This is a genomic window from Leptospira alexanderi serovar Manhao 3 str. L 60 (assembly GCF_000243815.2).
GTDB lineage: Bacteria > Spirochaetota > Leptospiria > Leptospirales > Leptospiraceae > Leptospira > Leptospira alexanderi.
Genome location: NZ_AHMT02000053.1, coordinates 62501 through 74898 on the forward strand (window position 1 = coordinate 62501; position 12398 = coordinate 74898).

13 protein-coding genes (1 of these 13 cut by a window edge) are annotated in these 12398 nt (G+C 40.8%); 8 read left to right on the forward strand and 5 right to left on the reverse strand.

Going from position 1 to position 12398, the window contains the following annotated elements:
• The 3 genes in view from LEP1GSC062_RS18115 to LEP1GSC062_RS18125 are tightly spaced (at most 10 nt apart) and all read left to right on the forward strand, a layout consistent with a single transcriptional unit that may run on beyond the window.
• Positions 1-94 carry the final stretch of a hybrid sensor histidine kinase/response regulator gene (locus LEP1GSC062_RS18115; RefSeq protein ID WP_020985144.1) on the forward strand. The gene continues 1421 nt to the left of window position 1, outside the view, so only the last 94 of its 1515 coding nucleotides appear in the window; its start codon lies beyond the left edge, outside the window; the stop codon is at positions 92-94.
• Positions 91-1089 (forward strand): aminoglycoside phosphotransferase family protein, encoded by a 999-nt coding sequence (locus LEP1GSC062_RS18120; RefSeq protein ID WP_010576654.1) that lies wholly within the window; start codon positions 91-93, stop codon positions 1087-1089. Before LEP1GSC062_RS18115 ends, LEP1GSC062_RS18120 begins: the two co-directional genes overlap by 4 nt.
• Positions 1090-1099: 10 nt before the next feature.
• Positions 1100-1828, forward strand: a complete 729-nt coding sequence (locus LEP1GSC062_RS18125) for a nucleotidyltransferase family protein (protein WP_020985037.1) — start codon at positions 1100-1102, stop codon at positions 1826-1828.
• Here LEP1GSC062_RS18125 and LEP1GSC062_RS18130 read toward each other — a convergent pair.
• The 3 genes from LEP1GSC062_RS18130 to LEP1GSC062_RS18140 form a co-directional block, all read right to left on the reverse strand.
• Positions 1819-2709, reverse strand: a complete 891-nt coding sequence (locus LEP1GSC062_RS18130; RefSeq protein ID WP_010576655.1) for a hypothetical protein — start codon at positions 2707-2709, stop codon at positions 1819-1821. The genes LEP1GSC062_RS18125 and LEP1GSC062_RS18130 overlap by 10 nt on opposite strands.
• Positions 2710-3241: 532 nt before the next feature.
• Positions 3242-3568 (reverse strand): hypothetical protein, encoded by a 327-nt coding sequence (locus LEP1GSC062_RS18135; protein ID WP_020985130.1) that lies wholly within the window; start codon positions 3566-3568, stop codon positions 3242-3244.
• Positions 3569-3682: 114 nt separating this feature from the next.
• The gene (locus tag LEP1GSC062_RS18140) at positions 3683-5020 is read right to left on the reverse strand and encodes a glucose-6-phosphate isomerase (protein WP_010576657.1); all 1338 of its coding nucleotides are present in this window, start codon (positions 5018-5020) and stop codon (positions 3683-3685) included.
• A 261-nt stretch (positions 5021-5281) separates the two neighbouring features.
• Between LEP1GSC062_RS18140 and galK the strand changes: the two genes are divergently transcribed.
• The 3 genes from galK (at position 5282) to LEP1GSC062_RS18155 (ending at position 8177) form a co-directional block, all read left to right on the forward strand.
• Entirely contained in the window at positions 5282-6424 is a 1143-nt protein-coding gene (galK, locus tag LEP1GSC062_RS18145; RefSeq protein ID WP_020985022.1) for a galactokinase, read from the forward strand.
• Between the two features lie 108 nt (positions 6425-6532).
• Entirely contained in the window at positions 6533-7150 is a 618-nt protein-coding gene (locus tag LEP1GSC062_RS18150) for a uracil-DNA glycosylase family protein (RefSeq protein WP_078123952.1), read from the forward strand.
• Between the two features lie 436 nt (positions 7151-7586).
• Positions 7587-8177: a DUF2179 domain-containing protein gene (locus LEP1GSC062_RS18155; RefSeq protein WP_020985036.1), complete on the forward strand. Its 591-nt coding sequence runs from the start codon at positions 7587-7589 to the stop codon at positions 8175-8177.
• Between the two features lie 20 nt (positions 8178-8197).
• Here the strand turns inward: LEP1GSC062_RS18155 and LEP1GSC062_RS18160 are convergent, their stop codons facing one another.
• Positions 8198-8728, reverse strand: a complete 531-nt coding sequence (locus tag LEP1GSC062_RS18160) for an SET domain-containing protein (RefSeq protein ID WP_004503818.1) — start codon at positions 8726-8728, stop codon at positions 8198-8200.
• Positions 8729-9481: 753 nt separating this feature from the next.
• Between LEP1GSC062_RS18160 and LEP1GSC062_RS18165 the strand changes: the two genes are divergently transcribed.
• Positions 9482-10315 (forward strand): class I SAM-dependent methyltransferase, encoded by an 834-nt coding sequence (locus tag LEP1GSC062_RS18165; protein WP_010576660.1) that lies wholly within the window; start codon positions 9482-9484, stop codon positions 10313-10315.
• On the opposite strand, the gene LEP1GSC062_RS18170 is transcribed toward LEP1GSC062_RS18165, so the two are convergent.
• On the reverse strand, positions 10312-11568 hold the full coding sequence (locus tag LEP1GSC062_RS18170; RefSeq protein WP_010576661.1) for an NAD(P)-binding protein: 1257 nt from the start codon (positions 11566-11568) through the stop codon (positions 10312-10314). The two genes, LEP1GSC062_RS18165 and LEP1GSC062_RS18170, sit on opposite strands and share 4 nt — an antisense overlap.
• Before the next feature lie 213 nt (positions 11569-11781).
• Here LEP1GSC062_RS18170 and msrA point away from each other — a divergent pair, with 213 nt between their 5' ends.
• Positions 11782-12375, forward strand: a complete 594-nt coding sequence (msrA, locus tag LEP1GSC062_RS18175) for a peptide-methionine (S)-S-oxide reductase MsrA (protein ID WP_039942676.1) — start codon at positions 11782-11784, stop codon at positions 12373-12375.
• Positions 12376-12398: the final 23 nt, after the last annotated feature.

The following is a 12398-nucleotide window of genomic DNA, read 5'->3' on the forward strand; positions in this document are numbered from 1 at the left end:
AATAGCAGATCAGCGTGGAATCAAAATCGAAATCGAATCGGAACCGAATTTAGGAACGGAATTTCGTTTGGTTTTTCCGGACAAAACGATATGAATACTTCCATCTCTTTAACGGATCAGGAATTGAAATTTCTTGACTTTTCCGGAAAACATCCTCAAAAAATTTATCCGATCACCTCAGAAGCCTCGGATCGAAAATACTTTCGTGTCGTTTATCCGGACAGAACTCTCATTCTTTGCAAAGACGTTCGTTTTCAATACGACTTTGTCGAGATAGCGGATTTCCTGGGTCAGGAACAATTCGTTGTTCCGGAAATTCTCAAAAAGGATCTGATTCATTTTTTGATCCTAATGACTGACGGCGGAGAAAAGGATCTGACTTCGGTCACGGACGACTTAGAATACAGAGAGTGGCTCGTAAAATCGATCGAAATCCTAGTTAGATTACAAAAGACGAATCCGATCCCGCCCGTGAGTTCGAGGGAATTTGATTTGGAAAAATTTGAATTTGAAAGCGCATTTACATATTCTAATTATTTAAAGCTTCAGAAGGAATTTCGTCTTAGAACTCAATTTCGAAGTGAAGTGAAAATTTTCATCGAAGAATGTTCCGCCTTTCTCGCCGAGTACCCGGTGAAGGTTTTTTGTCACAGAGATTTCCACGGAAGAAATCTTTTGATCAATTCTGAGAATCAAATTTGTATGATTGATTTTCAGGACGCGAGGATGGGGACTCCCTTTTACGATCTTTCAAGTATTCTTTACGACGCGTACAGACCGATTTCGTTCGGAATGAGGCAAGGACTCTATCAGCTTTTTTTAAAGCTCAGCGAGCAGAACTTTCCGAGATTCAAGGAATGTTATTATATCCAGTGTCTTCAACGTTCTTACAAAGCGCTCGGCTCTTACTTCTATTTGGTGGCCGATAAGAAGATGGACAAATACAGAATGAGCGTTTTAAACGCGCTCGATAATCTTTTGGAAGTCGTTCAAGCCGGTTTGTTTCCGGATCAACTCTATGTGTTCTTTTATCTGTTAAAAGAAGAACTTTTATCCAATTCTTTATTTATGAAAGGAATAAAACGATGAAGGTTCCATTTTGAAATTTTTTATTCCCGCGGCCGGTTTCGGAACAAGAATGAAGGAGCTGACAAAAGACATTCCGAAGCCCTTACTTCCCGTAAACGGAATCCCTCTCATCTATTATTCTTTGTTCCATGTTTGGAAACAAAACGCGGAAGGCGCCGTCATCAACACACATTACATAGGAGAAAAGATCCGCAAAGAGCTCGAAACGTTTTCTCTTTTTCCTTTGGTATTCTCGGAGGAAAAAAAAGAAATCTTGGGAACCGCAGGAGGGATTAGAACCGGACTGGAAAAAGCCGGTTGGATGGGAGAAACGATTGGGATCGTAAATCCGGACTTTCTTTATTTTCCAGAAAATCTTTTCCAAATTCCAAATTCTCTTTCGGAAAACGATTGTCTTTTGTATCTTTTACCTCAACCGGAATCCGCGAATTATACCGGACTTAAACTCGACGACGGGAAGATCGTTTTCGGAAAGGGCAATCTATTTTATGTCGGAATTTCCGTGTTGAACAGCGGGGTTCTGAGCGGAATTCAATCGGAAACCTTTTTCGATCTTTCTAATATTTTCAAAGGACTTGCCGCCAAACAAAGATTAGCCGGAAGATTATTTCCCGGAGAGGTGCTCGATTTGGGAGAAAAAGAATATTATCTTTCTTTAAAGGAAAAAGATTTTTCGGGACGTTTGGGTTCTCGCTGGGAAGAATTTCTGGAACTCTGCCGGGTTTCTGTTCAGAGATAAGAAGCGACACACCAAGCGCAGATTTTGCCTCCCGTTTGGATGGATTTCGGGATATTTTTGATCGGAATATCATCCGGAATTTTAGAAAATAAAATCCGATCGTCCACGGTTCTTCCGCAATGACTACAAGGGTTCGTTTGCCAAGGAGGTTCGTTTTCCTGTTTATGATTGTCTTTCGGAAAGGGAAAAATTTCCTTGTCGTTCAAAATTTGTTCACGAATGCTTCCGTATTCCTCTCCGAGAGGGATCTCTATTCTGGAAGTATATATTTCTTCCTCAGTACTGATTCGAAACAACTCTGGTTTTAATCCGACTTCCCGGAGCGTCAGGATCGAAAATGCGAGTCCTAAGTCCCTGCCTTCCTTGTCTTCGGGATAAAATTTATAGTAATCCATTAAATCCTTATATTCCATCGAGAATGCGATGTATTGTTTCAGAAATTCTTCCATAAAAGGAATCGTTTTAGAGTTATTTAATACTTCGGCGATAAACCTCGTGCGATTGTGACGGATGATTACTTTTAAGAATAAACCCTTTGCCTTTAGGGAGTTTCGCACCGAACGTAGTTCTAAGGTATTTAAGAATTTTCTAAATTCCTCCTCGTTGTAATCGAACGAATTTTGATCCAAAAAATCGATTCCGTTTTCCTGGGAAAAGTATTCTCTCAGGTTGGAGATTCCGGCACGTAAAAGCATTTCCTGGATCACGGAACAAACAAAGGGAGTCAGATCGTTTTTGTTGTAGTTTTCGAGGCAGAGTTTTACGAATTTTTCCAGATTCAGTCGAAATGTATTGTTGAATATATATCCCGTAAGTTCGATTCGTGCGCCGACTTTGATCCTCTTGAGAAGATGAGGCCATCTTTTGAATTCTTGGTCCATTTTTTTTGAGGAGAAAATTCCCCAAAAAAACTATACAAGTTTTTCGAGAAAGAAAACCTATTTTTAGCTCGGTTAGGAAAAAGAATATATGCGAACTTTAGAATTTAGAAAATCGATTTTTTCCAGGTTGAAATCTCGTTATGTTCGACTTCACGGGAAAAAGTATACCAATCGAGAAGAACGAGTAGGTTCTTAAGGAACCTGGATTGACAAAATTTGGAGATCCGTAAGTTGCAAATAATAATAAAGACAATATTTGGAATCAACTGTGACAAAAGTGAGGATCGAAGACCTAAATAAGTTCCGCTTACTACTCGGACGCATGAAAATGATACTCGAAAATAAGCGGTCGGTTTTGCAAAAGTACAACGGTTCTCAAAAATTAAGTCAAATCGGGATCTCGACTTTTTAGAGGAAGATTCCAACATTCTAATTTTCGAAATAGTTTATCATAGTATTTTATTCGTGCATCCGAGTAATAAGATGGCAAGCGAACGGAAACAGTGAGGACAACACTGGAATATTACACTAGTTATGCGAGAGAAGGAGGAGGTAAATTCGACAGATTGAGAGTTTGGATGTTACAGAAATGGAATTGGAACCTATCCTGGAGGGAAGTGATTTTGCCTTTGAATACGAATGGAATGTTTTTATGGGTTAAAGAGAGGGAACCAAGAAGGAATTCAAATTCTTCCTCCAACTGAACCGGCTCTTTGTATTCGGATTCAACCTCGTTTATTGTCTGTTTGTGAGGATGGAACTTCCCAGGAAAATTGCTGGAAGAGAGGATGGAAATCGACAGAAACGAAAACGCCAGAATATAGGCCGTTAGAGGAAAACCGATTTCGCACCTCTTCATTCTTTCATCCATCTCTCGATTTTAAAAGATGTCAAGTAAGAAAGTTAATTTCATTGAAAAGAAATTCAACTGACGTTCTTCTTTCCCAACATCATGGAAGTGTAACTTTGGCTTTTAGTTTCCGAGAATTCTTTTGCGAAGAAAGTCTCCCTCTTTTTCAAAACCGACTTTGTTCAAAAGGGCGAACATATTCTTTTTATACGCTTCTACTCCGGGTTGATCGAAGGGATTTACACCTAAAGAATAACCGGAGACCGCGCAGGAATATTCAAAAAAATACATTACTTCTCCCAAGGATTCGGGCGATATATCCGGAAAAATGAGTTCCAAACAGGGAACTCCACCGTCCGCATGCGCAAGTAGGGTTCCGAGTCTGGCTTGTTCGTTCACGTGTCCGAGCGTATTTCCCGAAAGAAAATTTAGAGAATCCAAATTGTCCGGAGTCGGTTTCAAAATCAGGTTTGAACGAACGTCGGAAGGGCTTAAAACTGTTTCGAATAAAATTCGTTTGCCTTCTTGAACGTACTGTCCGAGAGAATGTAGATCGGTCGTAAAATCCATGGAGGCGGGAAAAATTCCCTTGTTCTCTTTTCCCTCGCTTTCCCCGAACAATTGTTTCCACCACTCGGAAATATATCGTAGTGAAGGATTAAAGTTCGCTAATATTTCTATATGCCTTCCTTCGGATAAAAAATAATTCCTAAGGGCGGAATAATGGGTGGCCGGATTCCGGACGGGATCGGTTTCGGCGTGAAGATCTTTTAAAATATTCTGAGATCCTAATATAAATTTTCGAATCGGGATCCCGGCCGCCGCCAGAGGAAATAACCCGACCGGGGTTAAAACGGAATATCTTCCGCCTACGTTATCCGGGATTGTAAACGTGTCGAACCCTTCCGCGTCCGCAAACGTTTTTAGAGCGCCTTTCGAAGAGTCCGTGGTGGCCACAACTCTCGAAGCCGCGGACGCTCCGTACTTTTTACGAAGTAGTTCCCAAAATAGGCGGAATGCGATTGCTGGTTCCGTTGTCGTTCCCGACTTAGAGATGACGTTCACTGAAAAATCTCGGTCTTTGAGATATTCCATCAATTCGGACAAATATCTGGATTCGAGATGATGTCCCGCAAAAAAGATTTCCGGATTCCCTTTAGAGGATCGTCTGAAAAATGGAAGGGTTGCTTCTAGTACGGCCCGGGAACCGAGATAGGAGCCTCCGATTCCGATTACAACGATTACTTCGGAAGAGTCTCTTAATCGCTGAGCGACTCGGATAATTTTTTCGATTTCCGATTCTTTGATTTCTTTGGGAAGATTCAACCATCCTAAATATTCGTTTCCTTTTCCCTGGAAAGAATGAAGTGTGCGTCTAGAAGATTCCGCTTCCGTTAAAAAAGATTCGAATTTCCGGGAATGTACAAAGGAAGAAGCGAATCTGGTTTCTAATCGAATCATAATTTATTACGAAATTCCCTTTTCCTATTTCTAATGACGAAAGCGTTCTAAATTCGCCCTAAAAGGGAACGCTTGCACAGTTTGGAAAAACGAAATTGGCGGGCAAGAAAAATCCGAATCGTACGTGCGTCGCAATGACGCTGGACTTCCAAAGCTTTGTGTTGGGAAATTGCGATTTAGGACGGATTGCAAAAGGCGGAGAAGGATTGACTAGAACAAAAGCCTCCTAGCAATGTCTTCGGGATTTTTAAAAAGGATTGAATGAATCAAGAGGACTTAACAAAAATTCTAAAAAGTGAATTTCCTTCGAGCGGTGGAAACATTCGTTTTTTCTCGGCTCCTGGAAGAATCAACATAATCGGTGAGCATGTGGACTACGCGGGGGGAATCGTTCTTCCCGCGGCGATCGACTTTTCGATTCGAATTGCGATTCGTAAAAATAGAGAACAAAAATTTAGAATTTATTCCGTTTCTTCCGGAGAAAAAGTTGAAACGGAATCAATCGTGTTCGATTCCAAACGTACTTGGGTAAATTACGTCTACGGAGTGATCGAGGAGTTTAGAAAACTCAATTTCATTTCGGATTTTTTTGACTTAGTTGTCTGGGGAAATATTCCTCAAGGCGCGGGGCTTTCTTCTTCCGCTGCGTTTGAAGTCGCGGTCGCGTTTGCTCTTTGTGAAATTCACGACTGGAAACTTTCCAGAGAAGAAATCGCCTTGTTAGGCCAAAGGGCTGAAAATCATTTTGTCGGTGTTAATTGTGGAATTATGGATCAGTTTGTAATTTCCACCGCAAAGGAAGGGTTTTGTATCTCTCTCGATACGGAAAGTTTACGATACGATTTTCATGAGATGGATTTGGAAGGTTGCGAGTTTTATCTGATCGACTCGAAAGTAAAACATTCTCTGAAGGACAGTGACTACAATCGCCGTAGAAAAGAAGTGGAATCCGCGTTTCATAAAATCAGAAAACACAAACCTTCCATTCGAACGCTTTATCAAGCCGAACTGGAGGATTTGGAAAAAGGTCTTAATGAAATCGAAATAAAAAGAGCGATACATGTCGTCGGAGAAAGATTAAGAACTTTGAAAGTAATCGAAAGTTTAAAGAACGGTAACGCGAAAACGGTGGGCGAGATCCTTTTCGAATGCCACGATTCTCTTTCCAAAAATTACGAAGTTTCTTGTGACGAAACGGATTTTATCGTAGAAGAACTGAAAGTCCAAGGAACTCTGGGCGCAAGAATGATCGGAGGCGGTTTTGGCGGTTGTATTTTGATACTGGACAAAGTGGGTAGGAAAAATACTTTGTTTGAAAAGATAAAAACTCGCTACTTGGGAAAGTTCGAAACGGAGCCTGAATTATATTCGGTTCGAATCTCCGACGGAGTCAGGGAATTTTAAAAATCCGAAAACCGGGTGATATATATTACGGACAGGTTTTAAATTCTTGAGTGGAAGAGGATTTGACGTGCATGTTCGGAATATTTATCAATTCAATTTCTCCGTCCCATGAAAAGTAGAAAATTAGAATATTCGAATCATATTCATCGTCTTTTGAGTTGTAGGAAATGTCCCAAAATGCGGGGCAATCCGGTTCACGGTTGTATTCCTTCCTCAAGAATTATCAGTCTAGGCCAAGCTCCCGGAATTCACGAAGAAAGATTTGGCAAACCTTTTGCCTATACGGCGGGAAAAACCCTTTTCGGCTGGTTCAAAAAAATAGGAATCGAGGAGGAAACTTTTCGAAGTAAAGTGAATATGTCCGCTGTTTGCAGATGTTTTCCCGGTAAGGCGAAAAGCGGGGATCGTAAACCGGACTTGGAAGAAGTGAAAAATTGTTCCGAGTTTCTCGAATTTGAAGTCCGTTTTCATAAACCGGAACTTTTGATTCCTATCGGCAAACTCGCGATCGATCAGTTGTTTGATTTCGGAAAATACAAACTTGAGGACGTGATCGGTAAAACTTTTTCACGGGAATTCTATGGAGTCCGACTCGATTGGATTCCGTTGCCACACCCGTCCGGACTTAACGTATGGAATCATACGGAAACCGGTAAAAAATTGATACAAGAAGCATTGGATATACTCAAGAATCATCCAGTGATTCGGGAAGAATTTTCTCTTTGATCGAAGTTTTTTGGGGAACTTGCCGTTTCTTATAAAATGTAAGGTGAACTCCTATATTTTATTACGAACTTATTGGATAATCGTAACTGATTTCTTTTCGCTTTAGTTTCTTCTGTTGGTTTTTTTGTTTTGTGGTAAATGCTGGCAATCTAACCCTCGAACTAGAAAGAAGGGCGCCATTTTGTCTAAAATAATGTGAATTCAATATAAAAAAGTTTGGGAGAATCGTTTTTGCGTTGGTTACGCAGAACTCACATTAAAATAAGCCGACGATGGATCTTTTTTACTCCGAAACCATGAAACGGTAAATATTCAATTTTCTTTATCAAGGTTTCCGTTCCTATAGGAAACGTTTCGTCTTAACGAGAAATATAGAAAAGTGGAACGATACAATTCTCATCGACGAGAATCGTTCTTTCGGCGATTCTTGTCTTGTATGGAACTGAGTCCCGGAAATCCTATCTTCGATTATTGTATTCTTCCTTGTTTTATCTTTCTTGCCCGAGTTACCGACGTGTCGATCGGAACGATCCGAGTGATTCTTCTTACTAGAGAGAAGAAAGTAATTGCGGCCTCTCTCGGATTTTTAGAAGTCCTTCTCTGGGTCATCGTGATCACTCAGGTCATTAAAAATCTAAACAACGCCCTTTGCTATCTCGCGTATGCGGGAGGATTTGCGACCGGCACTTTTATCGGAATGTTTCTCGAAGAAAAACTGGCGATCGGTTTTTCTCTTTTGAGAATCATTTCTCCCCGAAACGGAGATGAAATAGCAAGCAAACTTGCTGAGGCCGGATACCGAGTTACGGCGATGAACGGGCAGGGAAGCCGCGGACCGGTGAAAATCGTTTTTACGGTTTTAAAAAGAAAGAAAATCGGTCAGGCAATGACGATCGTCAAGAACGTGGAACCGGACGTATTCTATTCAATAGAAAACGCCCGAAGCACCAATACTGCAGTGTCGGAAGATTCTCCAGGACTTCTCAGGATAGGAATCCTGGAAAAGATTCTAAAGGTTAGAAAGTAAGATTTTCGTTTTGAGCCTCTTTAGACCGGAATTTTGACATAAAGCTTTTTGATTTCTTTTTGGATAAATTTTGGAAAGTTCATCTGATATTCATGAATCAGAAGTTTCCAATCGTCCTTCCGAATAAATTTTCTACAGTTTGACGACCCACAACCGCACTCAAAGGTTTGATCGAAGTTTACGATAAAATTCGCGTAGTCGATAGTAAGTTCTTCTCCCGCTCGAATTTCCCTTTTTGCTACGATGTTGTCATCCTGATCGTACCACATATTTGGATCGCAGGAGTGATTCATGAAATTGGAATGGTTGATAACATACTGATCGCTGGTAGGTCCGGTCACTAACCCGAAGTCCACATCGTATCCGTATTTCATGAAAATGTCCTTTTCGGATTCGGGAAGCGATTCAGCTTCGTCGACCGTTAGAACTTTCCATCCAAATTCTTCGTCCTCGATCCACTCGCTGTAACTGAACAGCAAGGTTCCCTTGGGGATGGTCTTCGTTGCGAAGGTTCCGTTTTCCCCGAATTTGTTGATTCGTTTTTCGATCATGCAGAAAGATCCCTGCGTTTATTGCCAATGGCAAAATTTTTATCTATCAAGAATGGTATAAAAAAAACTTCAATTAAAATACTTAATCCGAGTAATATTTAGTGCAAGTTCTTGCCGACTTGTCTCATAAGGAAAAACCATTCTAAAAACATAAATAAATTTTCCAAGATCAACTTTCGAGGGCTACGGCTTCAAGAAAGTCTTTCCTTCTTGTGTTTGAGACGAACCCATTCGTAAAATCTTGAAATTATTTTCATTAATTTCTAGGACCAAGAAGAACTTGCGAAAGAGCCGATTCCAATTTTTGGATCTTTCTAGTTTCAACCGAGACTTTACCTGTCTCTAAAAAACGAATCGTCGAAAATCGATCTTTGATTTTTTCTTAGAGAAGTTTTACTTGTTCTTCGAAGTTCTCTCTTTGGAAAAAGAACCAAATTCCGTAAAGATTGAAAAAATTTTTACGACATCGGAAGTTTTTCCGAATGGGTCGACGAAAATCGGATCAACTTTTTTGCCGTTGAATCTTTCAAAACAGCAAATTGCTCCTTGTTGAATCGGATTTAAAAGTGCGATAATAGATAGGATCGATCGGGCTAAATATATGTATAGCCGTTCATTAATGCGACATGAACCTGCATTGAAATTTTACAAAAAAAATCTTCCGAAGATAAAAATTAGGAACTTAGTAGAATGATTCAAATCGCCGATTCGATGCAAAATTTCGATTATTCTTCCTTAGGAAGTTTTTTTTGAATGAGACTTTTTAAAAAAATAAAACCGGAAGAAACTCCGGATACTCTCACACATCTTTACCTCAATCCGGAAAATTCTTCCTGGGCAAATCTGGGTTATTGGAAAGACACGACGGATTATCCGACTGCCTGTAAGGCGTTGGCTCGACTCTTAGGCAAAAGAGCGGATTTTAAACGGGGACTCAAGGTATTGGACTTAGGCTTCGGATGTGGGGATCAGTTCTTTGTCTGGAGGGAAGAATTTTTCCTAGACTTTGCCGATCTTATCGGAGTCAACGGCTCTTCGGCGCAAGTGGGGTTTGCAAAAAATCTGTTCGAGTCTCGATCGGATACTTTGCCTGAACTGATTTGTTCTCCCGTCGAAGCGGCGATCGTTTCTTTTCCGCATCAGTCCTTCGATCGAATCCTTTGTTTGGACAGCGCTTCTTTCTTTTCCGATCGAAAAGAATTTTGCAGGCAAGTCTTCCGTATATTAAAACCTGGAGGTAGGTTCGTTTCCGCGGAGTTGGTCTTAAAAAATTCTAGATTGGGAATTATAGACTCTTGGCTGAGAGATCTAGTTTGTACATTGAGTTCTATTCCTAAAAATAACCGAGTCACACCCGATTCCCTTTCCCAACTTTTAAGGTCTTCCGGATTCGTATCGGATGGTTTCGATTTTTTAGAGGAAGATGTCTTCGGAGGATTCTCGAGTTTTCTCAAAAAGAAAATGAAAGAGCCCTACATCCCGCAAAGGATCGCTCGCAAGTATTCCCGTTTTGCGGAATTTCTCGGCGGAGAAAGAATGAAAAGATACTTTCAATTTGTTCTTTACGCGGCCGTGAAACCGGGTTAAGAACGCATTGAATTCTCAACCCAACGTCTTACGTCCAAGGAAGTGGAAACTCCCGCTTCTAAAAGAGGAATTCCATACCTCGCATAAGAACCGCAGAACCAGATTTTTCTTCCCGGTTGTTCCTGAAGGGCCTTCAATTCTTCGGTGGTCTTTCGGTTTTTCAGATCGATGATCGGTCTTTCAAATCGGGAACGGGAAATCAGTGTTCCTTGCATAGGTTCTTCCAAAGGATTCCAGGTTTGAAAGATTTCGATCTTTCCGATTTCGGGAAGCACCTTGTTCAAACGAATCGTAGCCGAAGGTTTATCCGTTTCCGGCGAAAGAGTGAAACAAAGAGGAGCCCAATGTCTTTTTTTGTTGGGCATAAAAGAGGAGTCGGTGTGCATCAAAACTTCCGATTCTTCGTAACGGAATGAGGAAAGAAGTTTTTTCTCCCGAGTCATATCGTCCGGAAGAAGCGGAATTGCCTGATTTGCAGGAGTGGCGACCACGACCCGATCGAATTCCTCCTTTCCGTCGTCGAAAGAAACGAAAACTTTTTTACCGTTCTGTTCGATCCTTTGGGGATTGGACTTTAGTCTGAGTTCCTTTGCTCCGATCGAAAGTTTTTTCGTGATGTCTCTCGTTCCTCGGCTGGCGGTTAAAAATCGCAGAAACTTCAATCCGTTCGAGTGATATCGAATCACCGCTTCCGCCGGATAATTCTTAGCACTTTTGAGTGTGCAGGTATTGATGGTGGCGAACATAGGGATCAGATACTTATCCTCGAACTCTTTCGAATATCCGAATCTTTGTAGGAATCCGGAGATCGTAAATTGTTCTCCTTTGAGTGATTCCCATTGATTTGCGGACTCGCTGTAGAAACGAATCGTGTCGGAAAAAATTTTTCTGGATTCTACGTTCTTAAAACAAACCGGAGAAATGAACGGATAGAAATTTCCACCGAATCCAAAGGTGCTGAACTGAAAGTATGTGGATCCGTCTCTTTCGCTCAAAGAGAAGGAATAATCCACGGGTCTGAATGCGATTCCCGCTTCGTTGTACATTTCGATCAGACAAGGATAATAATTCTGTTTAAACGCTCGGAAAGGAACATCGAAACGAAACGTTCCATCTTTTAATTCTATGTCCGTTCCGTGTGCGTCCATTCCCGGAAGTGAATGACGCTCGATCAGAACGACATCGTGTTCCTTGCTTAAATACCAACATGCGCTAAGCCCCGCGATTCCAGTTCCTAAGATTGCGATTTTCATATTCCGTTCTTAAAATTAGATTCGTTAAAAGAAAACATAGAATTTTTTTCTTTCGAAATGAAAATCATATCGGAAAGGAAGATGTAAAATTTAAAAACCCAAAGATTCACAAATAGAATTTGAAGACGGAAAGTTACAGGAAAAATTTGTTCCTCTATTTCTTCTGTAACCGATTTGTCGAAGGATCGAATTTCCTTTCGAGGAGGGGCCGGAATGTTCCACTTGAGAGGATTGATTTTAATCTGTATCGTATTCTTTTTTTCTACTTTGATGGCAGTTCCTAAAACGGAAAAAGCTACTTTTGCAGGCGGTTGTTTTTGGTGTATGGAAGGTCCGTTCGAATCTCTTCCGGGAGTGATTTCGGTTACTTCGGGTTATGCGGGTGGAAAAGAGGTCAATTCTACGTATGAAGACGTGAGTCATGGAAGAACAGGTCATAGAGAAAGCGTTCAGATCAAATTCGATCCTTCTAAGATTCGTTACGAGGAACTTTTAAAAGTGTTTTGGCAACAAATCGATCCGACGGATAATGGAGGACAATTTGCGGACCGAGGGGATCAGTATAAACCTGGAATTTTTTATCACAATAAATTTCAAAAAAAAGCGACAGAGGAATCCAAACGATCAATTGCAAAGTCCAAAAAGTTTTCCGGACCGATCCTAGTCGAAATCCTTCCGTTTACTTCCTTTTATCCCGCGGAAGATTATCATCAGAATTATTGTAAAACGCATCCGGAGCATTATAAATTGTATCGAAAGGGTTCGGGAAGAGAGGCTTACTTGGAAAGAATTTGGGGAAAACATTGAAACGAAAAGGATCGGAGCTCGAT